Origin of the sequence: Corynebacterium aquatimens, assembly GCF_030408395.1 — a bacterium.
GTDB classification, from domain to species: domain Bacteria; phylum Actinomycetota; class Actinomycetes; order Mycobacteriales; family Mycobacteriaceae; genus Corynebacterium; species Corynebacterium aquatimens.
In genome coordinates this window covers 1,360,295-1,377,445 of sequence record NZ_CP046980.1, presented here as the reverse complement: position 1 = coordinate 1,377,445, position 17,151 = coordinate 1,360,295, and the positions used below count along the sequence as shown (strand labels likewise).

Below are 17,151 nucleotides of genomic sequence, written 5' to 3'. Positions count from 1 at the left end.
GGTTTTTGGTACCGGTGTTCCGGAGACCCGGTACTGCCGGGTTCCGGGTAGTTGGTACCGGGGGCCGGGCCGACGGAGTCGGCCCGGCTGTTTGCTTTATTCGTCCGGTTCTATTGGGGTGGTGGCCTTGCGCATGTCGAAGTCTCCGATGCGGATTCGGTGGCCGTTGTTGAGGCGGCTAACGAGTGAATCGGCTCCGACTCTGTCGGGGAGGGCTTCGACCCAGTAGGCGGCGGCCGATTGGGAGGAGATCAGTGTTGGGAGCCGACCGTCGCGGTCGAATATGATCTTGCTCAGGTCTTCTTGCCCGCGCTGGTTGATGCTCATGGTCATAAAATCGTCGATGATAAGGACATCGACATTGATCAGTTTCCGCATCTTATCGAGGTAGTTCTGGTCAGTCGGTGAGAAGACCGCCAACATGTCTACGAGTTGGTCTAGCCGGTAGTAGGCCACGGAGTATCCGGCTTGACATGCGGCGACGCCGATGGCGCAGACTATGTATGTTTTCCCTGTTCCGGTCGGCGCGAGGATGTGAATGTTGGTCGGATTTTCCCGCCAGTTGGTCGCCGCGATTCGTTTCAGTTGGCGCATGTTGATGCCGCGTTGTTCTGCTCGGGTGACTTCAGCAAGGCTCGCGTCCGGGTATCGGAATTGTGCCTGGGTGATGGCTTTGGCGATGTTGCGTTGTTGCCGCTGTGTGTAGGCCTCTTCGACTGCTGCGAGGAAGATGTCCTCTGGTAGCGCATCCGCGTAGGCCTCGTCGTTGACAATCTCGTAGAAGACATCAGCGAAGGTCGATACGCGAAGCTTTCGCATTTTTGCCCGTACTGTTTCGTCATTGATGTTGCTCATGGTTCACGCTCCTTCTAGTTTTCGTAGTGGTCAGCAGGCCGGATGAAGACGGCGTCAGCTGCGTCGCTGGTAAGCGGGGCGCCTGGGCGTTGTTGGTTCTTCGTCGCGGGCTGTGTCCTTCGCCCTGGTGCAGCAGGGTGCTGCTGAGCGTGCGCAATGTCAGTCTGGATGCGCTTGATCACAGCCATAGTTGGAGCCAGCTTCTTTTCTAAGACCTGCTGGCACGCCGGCTCGAGGGTGGTTTTGCTGTGCTTTTTGCCCAGGTTGGCCAGCACGTTGCGAGCTTGGAGAAGTCCGCGGGGGACGGCGGCACTATTACGATCGAGGATCATCGCTATGACTGTGTGCGTTGCAGAACCGAACGACGAGGCCCAAGCCAAGAGTTCGTCGCGGGTGAGCGCCTTGTGGCCTTCGTCATCGCTGCTTGGCCCATGGTTGGGATCAGTGGAGTACCGGTATTTGAATCCGTGAAGGCGTGTGTGTTCAGCAACTAGTTGATCGCCGTTGAAGATGCTCACCAGTTGCGGGGTGAGCCTGACCGTCACTGCCTCTCCTACCAGCTGAAATGGCACAGAGTAGTACTGGTAGTCACAGGTGATGTGCCAATTACGGTCGACTTTGAGCCGCTTGTATGACACTTCCGTAAACGGTGTCGGCGGCAGATCGCGCATCACTGATGCTTCTTCTTGCTCAAAGCGCATGCGCCGTGTTGTGCCATCAGCCCGTGTCATTGCGCTGTTGATATCGGCAAGCCGGTCAGCGATTGCCTCATTGAGTTCATCGAGATTGTAGAAGACCTCGTCGCTGAAATACCCGAGTATTTTGGCGTAGGCGATTTTCACAGCACGTTCTACTGCCGCTTTGTCGCGTGGCCTGCCAGGTCTTGTCGGCACAATCGTGACCCCGTAATAGTCGGCAAACGCTGCGTAGCGGTCAGTGACCATCCGGTAGCCTGAATGCTTCCTCGGCCGGTAGGTCGCCGTAGAGGCATTATCCGGCACGATGACCGCCGGTAATTTGCCAAGATAGTTCAACGCTTTGACGTGGCACTCAATCCAAGCCGGCATCTTCTCATTCGCAGCAGCAGTGACGTACATCAGTCCTGAGTACGGGCATACCGCGATAAACAGTGACGCCTTGAATGCGGTATCACCACTGGCCTGATCCACCACCGGCACTTTGTCGCCAGCCCAGTCGACGTAAAGCTCTTGCCCCGGCTCATGGGTGACGACTTCGACAAGATCATGAGCACGGAGAAATTCATTGAGCCCACTGCAAAACTGGGAGTACTGGTACTTTGTCTTGTCCGTCGGACACGGCTGCGACAAGTAGTCCATCCACAGCTTATGCCTGGTCACGTGCTTTTTGCTTTGGAGCTTGCGTGCAAGGGCTTGAAAATCAGGCTGGTCGTAGGACATCGTCCGCTTACTCCGGCCGTCGCTGAATCGTTCATCGAACCATCCCGGTGGGAGTTGGCGGAAACGCTCTGGCGTTAGTGCCTCATCAGCGATGACTTTCTTTGCGCGGGATACTTCTCGCCGTGAACATCCCAATGCGTGTGTGATCTGCGCATAGCTTGCACCGTCAAGGCACATCGCGATGATCTGTTTGAAGTTGGCCACAAGGACCGGCTCCTTCCAAGTAGATGTTGACGCGACACCACCGGATTGTGGTGTCGCCAACATCAACTATGAAAGAAAACCCCTTGCAGTACCGAGTACGTGGAACACCGGTACCAACTACGCGGACTCGCGGTACCAACTACCCCGAATCGACAGTTGTACCACTGGATGTACTCGTCGATCGCCTGGTTGAACTCTGCGACGGTGTCGAAGACTTCCCCGTGGTACATCTCGGCTTTCAGGTGGCCGAAGAAGTTCTCCATCACCGCGTTGTCGTAGCAGTTGGCTTTACGCGACATCGACTGAACACCACCGTTATCGCCGATCAGGTCACGCCACGAGGAATGCTGGTACTGGAAGCCTTGATCGGTGTGCATCATCCACCCGGGTTCAGGTGCACACGCCGCGATTGCCTTGGATAAAGAAGCGGCGGTAAACGCTGTCGACGGCGATGTAGCCACGGTGTGGGCAACGATTGAACGGTCGAACAGGTCCATCACCGGTGACAGATAGACCTTGCGGCCTGCGACCCTGAACTCGGTGACGTCGCTGACAAAGACGGCATTTGGCTTATCTGGGGTGAACTTGCGGTCAAGTGTGTTGGCGGCAATGTGGCTGATCGTCCCGTTGTAGGAAACATATGGCCTGCGCTGGCGGACCTTGGCTCGAAGCCCCATCTCGCACATGAGCTTGTAGACGAGCTTGTGGTTGACCACCCAGCCCTGGTTGCGCAGGTCAAGGAGCACTCGTCGGTAGCCATAGCGATGCTTGTTACGCTCGAAGCTTTCCCGGATCGCGTCTTTGAGCGCAGCGTGCTTATCCGGCTCGCGCAGGCGTTTCTGGTGGTAGAAGAACGTCGATCTCGCCATGCCCGCCGCATCCAAAAGGTATTGCAGACGATGTTGTGACTTGAGGATGACAATCGCCTGGACTTTCAGGCGCGTCCCTGGTTCCTCAAGTCCCGCAATTTTTTTAAGTAGGCGTTTTCCGCTTCCAACCGTGCGATCTGGCGGCGCAGCTTCTCTTCCTCCGACAGCGGCTTCGATGCGACCGAGCCTTTGGGCCTACCCTTCGGCTTCGGTTTTAGCGCCTCATCGCCACCTTTACGCCATTTCCACGACCACCCGCTGACCAGCTGTTCTGATGACAGGCCAAATTCACGCGCAAGATCCATCGCTGTCTCACCAGCAAGGTGGCGTTGGACAATTTCCTTCTTGAAGTCGAACGAATACTGCTGCTTAGTCGGTTTCTCCACAAGACATAGCTTGCCATGCAGCGTAAACCGACGATAGAGCATACGGGCGGCGTATCTGGAGACACCAAGAGCAATGGCAGCGGCCTGGCAACCCATCCCCTGCTCGAAAAGCTCCACTAACTGTTCACGCTGAACTTCACTGAGCGAACTACGTGCTCTCAAAGGAACTGCTCCCCATTAGTCGGTAACTGATTTCTCAGTCCAACTAATGGGGAGCAGTTCACACAGGGTGCAACGGGGCTCGCGTGGTACTGCGCGGCGCGTTATGCGTTAGCTTCGAGCCAATCGATGTGGAAGCGCATGAAGCGCATCGTGCCGACGGTGGTTTCGAAGAACAGACCGTAGTGCTTGTCGTCGATCTTGGTCAGCGACGAGTAACCCATAGGGCCGATCTGGAAACGGCGGCCGTCTGACCAGGTCTTTCCGTCGTCGTAGGAAATGCGCACCGTTCCGACCGAACGGCTGCTGTTACTTGCTGCGTTGCTGAAGATCAGCACCTTGGCCTCGTCGGAACCCTGCGGCGCATCCGGGTAAGCGCGGATGATGGAGGCGTTGTTGCGGGGGTCCGGAAGAACGTTCTTGTCAAAGTTGCTCACCGGGCCGAACGTGACGCCGCCATCCTTGGAGTAGGCGATCTTGCGTCCCGTATCCGTATCGCTTCGGCGGGAGTTGTTCATCACGGTGCCGTCAGAAAGTTCAACGACCTTGTTCTCATCCATGCTGTTGCCAAACGCGCGTCCAGCTTTCCACGTCTGCCCGTGGTCGTCGGAGTAGACCATGACCGCGCGGTACTGGTTGTTACGAGGCATGCCCACGGTGGGTTGGCTCGTATCCGCAATCACGTACGGCTGGATGAGACGGCCCTTGTGCTCACCGTACTTCAGCTGGATGCCCTCGCCGGAGGTTGCAAAGCGGGAGCGCCAGGAGTTCGGCTCAGAGGTGATGTCTTTGGTGATGATGCGTGGCTCTGACCAGGTCTTGCCGTTATCCGAGGACTTCACAACAGCCGCGTGGATAGTGTCGCGCTTGTCCGGGTCCGTGCCGTGCTTCGCTGCCTGGAAGGTCACGTCGTAAGACTTGACGAAGAACAGGTAGATGTCGCCCTTTTCCTCATCCACAACGTAGGAAGGGTCGGAGTAACCGTACTTGTCGCGCTTCAGCAATCCTGATCCCGGGAATGCCTTTGCGACGACCGTCGGCTCACCCCACGTACGACCACCATCGGTCGAGCGGCGCTGCAGAATCGTGTTCGGCTGCGGGGCGTCGCGGCAGTCATCTGGGCGGCCATCCCACGCGGCCAGCAGATCACCGTTCGGCGCAGTGGTCAGAGCAGGAATGCGGTGGCAGTTGAAGCCGAACTGCTTCGGCTCAGCCAGGTTCAGTGCGTACGGCGCCGGAACGGAAGTCGGGGAGCTCGTCGACGTGCTGGTGCTTGTCGATGTGCTGGTGCTTGTCGACGATGCCGCCGAGGTGGTCGAGGTCGTCGGAGCCGCCGAGGTCGTCTGTGTCGTTGAGTTCACGGACGTCGTTGTCTGGCTCGTCGCCGGAGTGGTCGACGTGGTTTTCGGTGCGCTCGTGGTCGTGGTCTTTGACGTAGTGGTCTTCGACGTAGTGGTCGCCGAGGTCTTAGAGGTCGTGGTCTTAGACGTCGTCGTCTTCGAAGTCGTGGTCACTGAGGTCGTCGTGGACGGCGCAGGGGCCGTGGACGTGGTCGACGTCGGCTTCGTGGAAGTCGTTGACGTCGGCGTTGGCTTCTTTGCAGTGGTGGGTGAAGCCGTTACGGTGACCGTCGAGGTCGTCCTTGGGCTTTGATTCCCGCTGCTGCCCTCCACGCCTTTTGTCACACCGAAGTAGATACCGACGGAAGTCACGATGGCCAGGGCGATACCCACAATTAGGCCGCCGAAGGTCTCGATCATCCGTGCGCTATCACCCCAAAAGGTTTGATTCTGGAAGCTGCGCCGCAGATTCTGCTGCCAGTTCACGCCGATCTCCTCTCATTTCAGGATCAATCAATCCCGAGCGATACGTTTTCCCGGCTTACACTACATCCAGTCACAGGTTCCTGCCCGCTGAGCGCGGGGTTGGTTCAAGCCATCCGCCAAGGAGCCCCGAACGCGGGGCTCAAACGCGACGCCGGAGTGGGGCGCGCAGTCGATGCGCGAACGCGAGGCCCGGAAGCTCCGCGCGGAGGCGTCGCGCGGAGGCGATTCGCGAAATTTTGCACCAACTTTAGTTGGATCGCGATATAAGCCCAGTTCACGGGGTTGCAACATTATGGTGTGACATCAACAAAGACGAATTTCGCGAATCGCGGTTTTCGTGACCGGCCCAGCCCGGCCCTGCCCGGCCCAGCCCAGCCGAGCCCGGCCCCTCGTGCGACCCTGTAACCACGCGAATGTGCTGAGGGGGCTGTTTTGAGGATTCTGCTGAATCTCCGGATCGCGCTACCGTCTATGCGGTGATCACTAGGTCTGAGGAATCCCAGAGCGCGGTGGCGCGCGCGGCGCTGTTGGTGCTCGTCGGGTCGGTTGCGCTGCACACGTCGAATGCGATCGCGTCAACGCTGTTTGCTACGTACGGTTCACAGCCGGTCAGTGCAATGCGCATGATGTTCGCCGCGCTCATCTTGTTGGTCCTGGTCCGCCCGCGCGTGCGCGGCAGGTCGCGGGGGGAGTGGCTGGGCATTGTTGTCTACGGCGCGGCGATGGCGGTAATGAATGGGGCGCTCTACCACGCTATTGAGAGGATTCCTTTGGGCATCGCCAGTACGATTGAATTTCTGGGTCCGTGCGCGGTGGCGTTGGTGCAGTCGCGGCGGTGGCGTGAGGCTGCGTGCGCGCTGTTGGCGCTCGCCGGGGTGGCGCTGTTGTCCGCGGGGCCGGCTGGTTTCTTTGACGCCGCGGGGTATGCCTTCGCCGTGTGCGCGGCGGTCGCGTTCGGGGTGTACACGCTGTTCGCGCCGCTCGTGGGCAACTCCGGGGCGGATGGTTTGGCGCTGTCTATCGCAGTGGCAGCGGTGTTCACTAGTCCGTGGAGTGCGCCGGTCGTGGTCAGCGGGGGCCTGGACGTGCGCGCGGCGGTGTTGCTTGCTGCGTCCGCTGTGCTGGGAGTCGTGATCACGTTTGGCGCGGACACGTTGGCGGCGAAGATGACGTCGGCACGCGTCGTCGGCACGCTTTTTGCGATTGACCCGGCGATGAGCGCGATCATTGGCAAACTCGCGCTCGGCCAGGATCTCACGGCCGCGGCGGTTGCGGGCATCGTTGTGGTGGCGTCCGCGGGTGCGTTGCTGGTCTGGTCAGCGGAATCTGAGGATGTGTCCGAGCCACCGATAGACTAGCGGCATGACCAAACGCTTGTTGCTTATCGACGGCCACTCGATGGCATTCCGGGCCTTCTACGCGTTGCCGGCGGAGAATTTCTCAACCTCCGGGGGCCAGCACACCAACGCGGTGTATGGGTTCCTTTCGATGTTTGCCAACGTCGTGGCCGAGGAGCAGCCGACGCACCTGGCCGTGGCGTTTGACGTGGGACGCAAGACGTTCCGCACGGACATGTTCCCGGAGTACAAGGCGCAGCGCGAGGCGGCCCCGGAAGCGTTCAAAGGCCAGGTGCCCATCATCCAGGACGTCCTGGGGGATTTGGGCGTGACCACCTTGAGCAAAGAGAACTACGAGGCCGATGATGTGCTGGCGACCCTCGTTGCAGAGGCTAAGGCCGGTGCGGCGTCGGGTGATGTCGGTGCGGCGTCAGATGGTGTCGGTGCGGCGTCGAATGACGCCGCACCGTGGGAGGTCGTGATCGTCACCGGGGACCGGGACTACATCCAGCTTGTGGATGAGAACACTACGGTGCTTTATCCCACGCGCGGTGTGTCCACGCTGACCCGGTTTACGCCGGAGGAGGTCCAGGCGAAGTACGGCATGAGCCCTGCTCAGTACCCGGATTTTGCGGCCCTGCGTGGGGACCCATCGGATAACTTGCCCAAGATTCCGGGCGTGGGGGAGAAGACTGCGGCTAAGTGGATCGTGGAGTACGGCGACCTTGAAACCCTGCTATCCCGCGCGGACGAGATTAAGGGAAAGACCGGTGACGCCCTGCGTGAGCGCGTGGACCAGGTTCGGCTCAACCGCGAGCTCACTCAGATGGTCACTGACGTGGACTTGCCGGTCGGGATCAACGACTTGGAATTGAAGGCCGCCGATGTCAGCGAGGTTGCACAGGCATTCGACGATCTGGAATTTGGGGTCAACCTCCGCGAGCGTGTGCTCGCCGCCGTCCCCACCACCGGAACGATGGGCGACGGTGCTTCAACAGAAGGCGGGGAGGATGAACGCGAGCTCGTCGTCGATGACGCCCCGCTGCACGAGTGGTTAGAAGCCAGGGAGGGGCAAGGTTTGGCCCTGTATGTGCTTGGCACCGGTGCGCCGTTTAGGGGGGATGCGTCGGCGCTTGCGATCGTCGATAAGCAATGGCACGGCGTGAGCGTTGAGCTTGCGAACTTGAGCCCGCGGGAGGACGCCGCGCTTGTGCGGTGGATTGAATCGGATTCTCCGAAGTACCTCCATGGGGCGAAGGCTACGTGGCACATGCTGCAAGGGCGCGGGTTGACGCTGCGCGGCATTGCGCACGACACGATGATTGCCGCGTACCTTTTGCGGCCCGGCCAGCGGACCTATGAGCTGGCCGATGTGTACCAGCGGCACCTGCATAAGCAGCTGGCGTCGGCGGGCGAGCAGATGAGTTTGCTGGGGGACACCTCCCTGGCGGATTCAGCGGCCGCGATTTTGGAGTTGTCAGCGGCGTTGGCGGGCGAGTTGCGCGCGATTGATTCCTATGAGCTCTACGCGGATCTGGAGCTTCCGCTGGTGGAAATCCTCGCAGGAATGGAGCACGCGGGTATCGGTGTGGACATCGATGTGCTGGAGGAACAACTGCGGGACTTCGTGGACAAGGTCACGCAGGCGGAGGAAAGGGCACGATCGCTTGTCGACGAACCTTCGCTGAACCTGTCCTCCCCAAAGCAATTATCAACGGTGCTTTTTGACAAGCTGGAGCTGCCTAAGACGAAGAAGACCAAGACGGGTTACTCCACAGCTGCGAAGGAAATCGAAGCGCTAGCTGCGAAGAACCCGCACCCGTTCCTCGATGAGCTGCTGGCGCACCGCGAGTATCAGAAGATGAAGTCCACGCTTGAGGGACTGATTAAAACAGTGCAATCTGACGGTCGGATTCACACGACGTTTAACCAGACCGTGGCATCGACTGGGCGGTTGAGTTCCACCGAGCCGAACCTGCAGAACATCCCCGTGCGTACTGAGGCTGGGCGGAAGATCCGCTCCGCGTTCGTGGTGGGTTCTGGCTACGAATGCCTGCTGACCGCCGACTATTCGCAGATTGAAATGCGCGTCATGGCGCACTTGAGTGAGGACGCCGGGTTGATTGAGGCCTACCGCGAAGGCGAGGATTTGCACAACTTCGTGGGCTCCCGCGTCTTTGATGTCCCGATTGATGCCGTGACTCCTGAGCTGCGACGCCGCGTGAAAGCCATGTCCTACGGACTGGTCTACGGCTTGTCCGCGTTTGGCCTGTCCAACCAGCTGTCCATCCCGCCGGGCGAAGCGAAGGTGATCATGGAAAGCTACTTCCAGCGCTTCGGCGGTGTGAAGCGATACCTCGATGAAGTAGTCGAGCAAGCTCGCCGCGATGGCTACACTTCCACCGTCTTCGGCCGCCGCCGCTACCTGCCAGAACTGACCTCTGACAACAAGGTCGCCCGCGAAAACGCTGAGCGCGCTGCCCTCAACGCTCCCATCCAGGGCAGCGCCGCCGACATCATCAAGGTGGCAATGATCCGCGTCGAGGAAGCTCTTCGATCCGCTCCCGCCGAGCGGGCACTCCAATCCCGCGTTTTGCTTCAGGTCCACGACGAACTCGTGGTGGAAGTAGCCCCCGGCGAGCTCGATACCGTCCGCGAAATCGTCGAACGCGAAATGGACCAGGCCATCAGCCTGCGGGTCCCCTTAGAAGTCTCCGCTGGAACCGGCCGCAACTGGGACGACGCCGCCCACTAGAGTTACCAGCGTCAGCGCAACCTCATTCGAGCCCGCCGGCGTGATTCCTGACGATGTTGACACCGAGCCGGTCCCGCGGCGGCATTTCCCCAAGTCGCGTCTCGGTCAATGCCGTTGGAGTGTCACCATCGTCAGCGCCGGCGTGATTCCTGACGATGCTGACACCCAACCGTTCCCGCGGCGGCATTTCCCCAGGTGCGTCTTGAAAAATGTCGTAGGGGTGTCACCATCGTCAGGTAACGCCTTTTGTCCCGGACCTTTGGCCCTCAGTCCCGGACCTTTGGCCCCCAAGACTTCGGCGTCGCGTTCGCAGAATGAGCCCGTCGGCGGGATTCCTGACGATGTTGACACCTCGCCGCTCCCGCGGCGGCGTTTCCCCAGGTCGCGTCTGGGTCAGTGCCGTTGGGGTGTCACCATCGTCAGGATGTGAGAGGGCGTAGGCCGGGAAGGGGCGCGGAGTAGGATTCTTGATGGTGCAACCTGCGTGTTTAGTTTGCGTTCGCTGGTCGTTGGGAGTACTTTAGACACCGCGTCTCGCTGTCGCGCGTATAGCTGTGCCGTTTTGAGGAGGGGTACGGAGATACTGCGATGAGATCGAGTAAAAAGCATCAAGAACATGGTTGCCGCGAGTGGTGGTAATCGATCAACGGACTTTGATCCAGGCAGACTTGGGGCTTGACCTCGTGTTTTCGGGGCTGGCTAGAGCTGGCTTAGGTTTGGTTTGGGCCGGCTTGGGTTTGTCCGGGTCTGGCGTGAGCTGGCTTGGGTTTGGCTTGAGTCGGACCGGGTTTGGCTTGGGTGCTGGCCTAGGGAAGATCCCCGGGGTGTGGCCCGCTTGAGAGAGACGCTCCTGTTCACTTTGCTATCTCCTCATTGTTCATTCGGAGCCCATTTACTAATGCCCACTTCTACTACCCCCCAGGTTGCCATCAACGACATCGGCAGCGCTGAGGATTTTCTTGCCGCGATTGACGCAACCATCAAGTACTTCAACGATGGCGATATCGTCTCCGGCACTGTCGTCAAGGTCGACCACGACGAGGTTCTCCTCGATATCGGGTACAAGACCGAAGGCGTCATCCCTACCCGCGAGCTGTCCATCAAGCACGACGTCGACCCGGATGAGGTCGTTGAGATCGGCGATGAGATTGACGCGCTTGTCCTGACCAAGGAGGACAAGGAAGGCCGCCTCCTGCTGTCCAAGAAGCGTGCGCAGTACGAGCGTGCGTGGGGCACCATCGAGGAGCTGCAGGCCAACGACCAGCCGGTTACCGGTACGGTCATCGAGGTCGTCAAGGGCGGCCTGATCTTGGACATCGGCCTGCGCGGCTTCCTGCCGGCATCGCTGGTGGAAATGCGTCGCGTGCGTGACCTGGACCCCTACATTGGCCAGGAGCTCGAGGCAAAGATCATCGAGCTGGACAAGCACCGCAACAACGTGGTTCTGTCCCGCCGCGCATACCTGGAGGAGACCCAGTCCGCGGTCCGCTCCGACTTCCTGCACCAGCTTGAGAAGGGCCAGGTCCGCAAGGGTGTTGTGTCCTCCATCGTCAACTTCGGTGCATTCGTTGACCTCGGCGGCGTTGACGGACTGGTTCACGTTTCCGAGCTGTCCTGGAAGCACATTGATCACCCGAGCGAGGTTGTGACCGTCGGCGATGAGGTCACCGTTGAGGTTCTCGACGTTGATCTGGACCGCGAGCGCGTTTCGCTGTCCCTGAAGGCAACGCAGGAAGATCCGTGGCGCGTGTTCGCCCGTACCCACGCCGTGGGCCAGATCGTCCCGGGCAAGGTCACCAAGCTCGTTCCGTTCGGTGCGTTCGTTCGCGTCGAAGAGGGCATCGAGGGTCTCGTTCACATTTCCGAGCTGGCTCAGCGCCACGTTGAGGTGCCGGACCAGGTCGTCGAGGTTGGCTCCGAGGTCATGGTCAAGGTCATCGACATCGACCTGGACCGCCGCCGCATCTCCCTGTCGCTCAAGCAGGCAGACGAGGACTACACCGAAGAGTTCGATCCGTCCCGCTACGGTATGGCTGACTCCTACGATGAGCAGGGCAACTACATCTTCCCGGAGGGCTTCGACCCGGAGACCAACGAGTGGATGGAGGGCTTCGACGAGGCTCGCCAGGAGTGGGAAGCACGCTACGCAGAGGCAGAGCGTCTCTTCAACGCCCACACCGCACAGATCGAGCGCGACCGCGCCGCTGCCGCAGAGGCTGCAGAGAACGCAGATGAGGCTCCGTCGAACTACTCCTCTGAGTCTTCCGCGGCTGCACCGTCTGTTTCTTCCGAGGCTCCGGAAGAGGTCGGCGGCTCCCTGGCTTCCGACGAGCAGCTCGCAGCTCTGCGCGAGAAGCTCGCTGGCAACTAAGCCTTCACAGCTCACGCCCTAACGGGCTAGACAAAGGCCCGCACTTTGAGCGTTGTTTTTACGCTATGACGTAGACAACGCCGGGTGCGGGCCTTTTGCTGTTGCTGCTACCGTGGCGTTCATGATCAAAATTGGGCTCACGGGTGGTATTGGCAGTGGAAAATCGACCGTCGCGAAGCTGCTTGCTCATGAAGGGTTCCCCGTCGTCGACGCTGACCTCATAGCACGGGAGATCATGGAGCCAGGTTCGCCGGTCCTCGATGAGGTTGCTGCGGAGTTCGGAAGCGATGTGCTTGACGACGATGGGTCGTTGAACCGCGCACTTTTAGCGCAACGCGCCTTTTCGACGAAGGAATCGACCGCGAAGTTGAATGGCATTACGCACCCGGCGATTAAGGCGGAATCGCGGCGAAGGTTCGCAGAGTACGCCGCCGCGGGTCAGGCAGCGGTTGTCTACGACATGCCGTTGTTGGTGGAGCTGGGTCTGGATAAGGAGATGGACCTAGTCGTCGTCGTTGATGTGGATGTGGAAGAACGTGTCCGACGGCTGGTGGCTTCCCGTGGGCTTGATGAGTCTGATGCGCGCGCCCGCATCGCGCAGCAAGCGACAGACGAGCAGCGGCGGGCGGCAGCCGACGTTGTCATCGATAACAACGGTGATGTGGACGCGCTTGAGCCGCAGGTGAACGACTTGGTGGCCCGCATCCGGACGGAAAGTTAACAGAAAATATCATTTTGCGTGCCAGATCACACCGAAGCGTTAAGTAAAGGTCTGGTTGTGTTTAGTGTCGCGTCAGAAACATTTAACTTCCGTTGGATACATTCAACGCCATGGGAACGTGGGACGTAGGGCCTTTTGATAATGATCCAGCGGTAGAGGTGATTGACTCTCTGACCGCTGGCACGTTCCGCATGGACCAATTCCGCTTCGATTGCGGTGACAAGGCGTTATCGGTCGAACAGTTCGAAGCGATTATCGCCGTTGCTGCCATCATGAACGGCTTTGTGCCCCAGGGCCTGTCCCCAGATCGCGTCGCGTACCCGTTCACGGGTGATGACCGGTGGTGGGTGCGCGAACGAGTTGCCGCAGCGTTGCAGCCGGACGGCTCGGCGCTGTACGAGCACTGGGAAAACACCGGTGAACTTGAGCAGTGGCTCAGCGCCGTCAACGCCGCCATGCTGAAGGCGACGCCGGCGGCGTCGTAGAACCCCGGCAAGCGCCCAGCAAGCGCCCAGCAAGCGGCTACGCCCAAGGCCCCGCCAGGAGCCTCGAGCGCAGCCGCCCTTTTTTACACCTTTTTACATCTGCGCGACGAACGCCCAGAACTTCTTGGACGCCGCGGACAGGTTCTCGCGGAACTCAACGGAGTTCTCGGTGGTGTCCTTGTTCCAGGAGACGCAGTACTCGCCGTCCTCCGGCAGCGGGGTGTAGGAGATGCCGAAGCCAGCGGGGATGGTCTGCGCGAAGCAGTAGCGCACAACCTGCTGCGCGCCACCGATGGAGGTGGTGGACAAAAAGTCGCGGCGTGCAGCCGTGGCGTTGCGGTCGGTGAAGAACGGGTGCAGCTCCGCGGAGTGGTCAGACCCAGTAGCGCCGGCGGCGGAAGAATCCGAGCCCTCGGTCGTGCCGGAGCTTGGGTTCGCGGCATCAATCTCAGCGGACGCGATGGTCTCCAGCATCTGGATGTGGCGGTCAAAGCCGTTGCCGGACTTGCAGCGCTTCACCCACCCGCGGTGGGCATTCACTGCGGCTTCGAGGTCGTCCTGGGTCGCCTCGCCGTCGACAAGCTTGCGGGCGAAGGTGACGGCCTCCGGGGTTGCGGCGCGCAGGCACTCGGTGCGGCCGGCGCGGAATTCGCGCATGTCCACTGCCTCGTAGACAGCGCGCACGCGGCCGAAGGTCATCTGCTGAGCGATGGACATGATCAGCTGAGCTGATGCGTCGCGGGAGACCTTGAACGGCATTTCCGCCGGCTGCTCATTCGGCACGGTGATGATCTGGGTGTCAAAGGACTCGGCCTTGGACTGGAAGGACGCCAGCTTCTTGCGGATGACGGAAACCAGGTCCTCGGTAAGGGTCCATGTCAGCTCTTCGGGAGCGGCCTGCTCGGTGGCAGCCTCAGAATCGTCGGCCGCTGGCAGCTCGACGTTTTGCAGACGCTGCACCGAGGTCACCAGAGTGGCGCCGTCCATGCAGGAGTGCTCAACGTGTACCGCGATCCACTTGTCGTGCAGCGAGGCTTGGTAGCTCAACGGCTTGTACACCCACGCGCCGCGCGGGGAGAAGGTCGCCTTGCGGATCCGCTTGGTGGCCGAGACCCCTTCGTCGTCTAGCAGCTCAATCGTGAACAGGAAATCGCTCAGGCGGGAGTACACGTCGGCGTTGCCGTCTTGCTCAAGGATCTGGGGGAGCAGATCAGCGAGTACGCCGGAGCCGAGCAGGGACGGCGCGTTGAAGTCAACCGGGGAGGTCTTTTCCTTCTTGTCCTTGGCACGGATAGCTTCAAAAGCAGCCTTGATCGCGTGAGCGGAGACCGCGTTACCCTCAGCGTCACTGATCGGAACGGCAAAAAGACGGCCGTTAAAGAACACGCCGATTTCACGGTTGGCGGCGCCAGACTCGTTCTTCACAATGGAGTCACCGTCAGCTTCCGGGTGGCGGATAGAGCCGGCGTAGACGAACCACTGGTTGTCCGTAATACGGTTGCCGCGGCCGTCTACATCCTCCGGCAGCGTCTTGCCCGCGGCCTGAAGGTGAATTGCCGCTGCACGCTGCGTGAACTCAACCACGCGGTCAACACCGGTGGTCTCAGACGATGGATCCAGGGCCAGCTGGAAGCCCACGTTCGTGGACAGCGGGAGCGGCTCGCGGACGGTCAGGTAGCCCGCATACCATTCGTCGTGAAGCCAGTTCGTGCCCTCCGCCTCGCGCTCGGCCGCGCGCTCACGCAGCTTTGCGTCGAGCTGCGGGCCTTGGCCAGACCTGAAGTCTTCGACGATTTTCTGTGCGGACTCTAGCTTTTCCCCACTCAACACAGCGGTGAGCGCGTGGGAATATGCGTCAAGCGTAGAGTCAAGCTCCGGCACCGGCAGCGGCTTGAGGTCAGTTGTTGTGGGCTCAGGGGCGATAGCGAACTTGGCGTTGGACACGGCGAAAGCCTCCTTGATTTCTTGTGGTTTACCGTGCCCGAGTCTACCGGCGAAAGCAGTGCATTTCACTGGTGCACAAAGCGCGCTAAAGCCCCCGCCCCTCCATGCGGTGCAGGGAAGCGGGGGCTCTGGCCAGGCGGTTCGGCTACAGCGAAGGAATGTTCGCCAGCAGCTGCTGCGTGTATTCGTGCTTCGGGTTTTCCAGAACCTCGTCGACGGTTCCTTCGTCCACGATCACACCCTTGTTCAAGACCGCGATGCGCGTGGCAATGTGGCGCGCAAGCGCGATGTTGTGCGTCACAAACAGCAGCGACAGGCCGCGCTCGTGCCGTAGCTCAGCGAGGAGCTGGAGGATCGATGCTTGCACCGACACGTCCAGAGCCGAGGTCACCTCGTCGCACACCAGAACGTGCGGCGCGTTGACAAGCGCTCGACCAATCGCGGCGCGCTGACGCTCACCACCCGACAGATCACCCGGGCGGCGGTCGTAGAAGCTCTTGTCCAGCTGGACGGCCTCGAGGGTCTCCTCAACGAGCTTCCGCTGGTCCGCGCGCGAGAGCTTGCCGGACATCTCCAGCGGCACGCTCAAGGATTCGCCGATGGTGCGGCGGGGGTTGAGCGAGCTGAACGGCGACTGGAAAATGTACTGGACGTCCTGGCGCTGTTCCACGGTTCGCTCGCGGCTGCCGTGAGCAAGGACTTGCCCATTGAGAACCACGTCGCCCGTGTACCCCGGGTTCAGCCCAGCGACAGAGCGCGCCAGAGTCGTCTTACCGGAGCCAGACTCGCCGAGCAGCAGTGTCGACTCGCCCGCTTCAAGCGCCAGGTTGATGCCGTGGAGAACCTTGTTGGAGCCATAGGCCATCTCAAGGTTACGGATTTCAAGCAAGGCATTGCTTGACGACGCACTTTCGCCACCAGGTGCCGCCGCTGCGTCCGCGCTGGAAACGTTGTTGGCGCTCCATGTGTCTCCCCAGCGGTCGTTGCCAGCGATATCCTTCCGGCCTTCAAGGTCGGGGATGGCTGCGAGCAGCTTCTTGGTGTACGGGTGCTGCGGGGAGTAGAGGACGGAGCTGTAGTCGCCTTCTTCGACGATGTCGCCGCGCAGCATGACCACGACGCGGTCTGCCAGTTCCGCAACCACGGCAAGGTCGTGGGTGATGTAAAGCGACGCCACGTCGTTTTGCAACGTCATGTTGCGGATTGTTTGCAGGACGTGGTTCTGGGTGGTCACGTCCAGACCCGTCGTCGGCTCGTCAAGGATGAGAACGTCCGGGTACATGGCGAAAGCCATTGCGATACCCACGCGCTGCTGCTGACCACCGGAGAGCTGGTGCGGCCAGCGCGCCAGGTACTCATCGGTGTCCGGCAGGTCAACGTCGCGCATCACTTCGCGGACGCGGTCCGCACGCTCGCTGGCGGATTTCCCGTAGCCGTGAATGTCTAGAACCTCACGGATCTGGTCACCTACACGCATGGCGGGGTTGAGCGATAGCGCCGGGTCCTGCGGGATGTAGGCAACGCGGGCACCACGCATGTCGCGCAGCTGATCCTCGTTGAGGGACAGCACATCGATCTTCTCAGCGTTGCGCGGGTAGAGCGTGATCTCACCGTCGGTGTTCATCAGCCCGGTACGGAAGTGACCCAACGCGGCCAAACCAGCGGTGGTTTTACCGGAACCGGATTCACCCACCAGGCCAACGATTTCGCCGCGGTAGAGGTCGAAGTCGACTCCGTGGAGGATCTCATTGCCGTCGTAGGTTGCCAGCCGCAGATCGCGGACGCGCAGGACAAGGCGGTCATCAGTTCTGTTAGTCATGG

The 17,151-nt window shown here is 60.5% G+C and carries 11 protein-coding genes and 1 pseudogene; 6 read left to right on the top strand and 6 right to left on the bottom strand.

Features of this window, described 5'->3' with window-relative positions:
- Positions 1–96: 96 nt before the first annotated feature.
- From CAQUA_RS06255 to CAQUA_RS06240, 4 genes and pseudogenes are all read right to left on the bottom strand, one after another.
- Positions 97–855, bottom strand: a complete 759-nt coding sequence (locus CAQUA_RS06255; RefSeq protein WP_070839886.1) for an ATP-binding protein — start codon at positions 853–855, stop codon at positions 97–99.
- A 14-nt stretch (positions 856–869) separates the two neighbouring features.
- Positions 870–2,477: an IS21 family transposase gene (gene istA / locus CAQUA_RS06250; RefSeq protein WP_196824033.1), complete on the bottom strand. Its 1,608-nt coding sequence runs from the start codon at positions 2,475–2,477 to the stop codon at positions 870–872.
- A 155-nt stretch (positions 2,478–2,632) separates the two neighbouring features.
- Positions 2,633–3,894 (bottom strand): annotated as a pseudogene (locus CAQUA_RS06245) (IS3 family transposase); the annotation flags it as partial.
- A 101-nt stretch (positions 3,895–3,995) separates the two neighbouring features.
- Complete coding sequence (locus CAQUA_RS06240; protein WP_196824034.1) at positions 3,996–5,252, bottom strand: sialidase family protein; 1,257 nt, start codon at positions 5,250–5,252, stop codon at positions 3,996–3,998.
- Positions 5,253–5,280: 28 nt separating this feature from the next.
- Between CAQUA_RS06240 and CAQUA_RS06235 the strand changes: the two genes are divergently transcribed.
- The 6 genes from CAQUA_RS06235 (at position 5,281) to CAQUA_RS06210 (ending at position 13,386) form a co-directional block, all read left to right on the top strand.
- On the top strand, positions 5,281–5,544 hold the full coding sequence (locus CAQUA_RS06235) for a hypothetical protein (protein WP_196824035.1): 264 nt from the start codon (positions 5,281–5,283) through the stop codon (positions 5,542–5,544).
- A gap of 649 nt (positions 5,545–6,193) precedes the next feature.
- Positions 6,194–7,075, top strand: a complete 882-nt coding sequence (locus tag CAQUA_RS06230) for an EamA family transporter (protein ID WP_196824036.1) — start codon at positions 6,194–6,196, stop codon at positions 7,073–7,075.
- 4 nt (positions 7,076–7,079) lie between these two features.
- On the top strand, positions 7,080–9,809 hold the full coding sequence (gene polA / locus CAQUA_RS06225; protein WP_196824037.1) for a DNA polymerase I: 2,730 nt from the start codon (positions 7,080–7,082) through the stop codon (positions 9,807–9,809).
- Between the two features lie 898 nt (positions 9,810–10,707).
- A complete protein-coding gene (gene rpsA / locus CAQUA_RS06220) occupies positions 10,708–12,180 on the top strand; it encodes a 30S ribosomal protein S1 (protein ID WP_196824038.1) in 1,473 nt (490 codons plus the stop codon).
- 121 nt (positions 12,181–12,301) lie between these two features.
- Positions 12,302–12,901: a dephospho-CoA kinase gene (gene coaE / locus CAQUA_RS06215; protein ID WP_196824039.1), complete on the top strand. Its 600-nt coding sequence runs from the start codon at positions 12,302–12,304 to the stop codon at positions 12,899–12,901.
- Between the two features lie 110 nt (positions 12,902–13,011).
- Positions 13,012–13,386, top strand: coding sequence for a DUF4259 domain-containing protein (locus tag CAQUA_RS06210; protein WP_196824040.1), 375 nt, complete (start codon positions 13,012–13,014; stop codon positions 13,384–13,386).
- A gap of 93 nt (positions 13,387–13,479) precedes the next feature.
- Here CAQUA_RS06210 and CAQUA_RS06205 read toward each other — a convergent pair whose 3' ends face one another.
- Entirely contained in the window at positions 13,480–15,330 is a 1,851-nt protein-coding gene (locus CAQUA_RS06205; protein ID WP_196824041.1) for a choline/carnitine O-acyltransferase, read from the bottom strand.
- 145 nt (positions 15,331–15,475) lie between these two features.
- The gene (locus tag CAQUA_RS06200) at positions 15,476–17,149 is read right to left on the bottom strand and encodes an ABC transporter ATP-binding protein (protein WP_196824042.1); all 1,674 of its coding nucleotides are present in this window, start codon (positions 17,147–17,149) and stop codon (positions 15,476–15,478) included.
- Between the last annotated feature and the right edge of the window lie 2 nt (positions 17,150–17,151).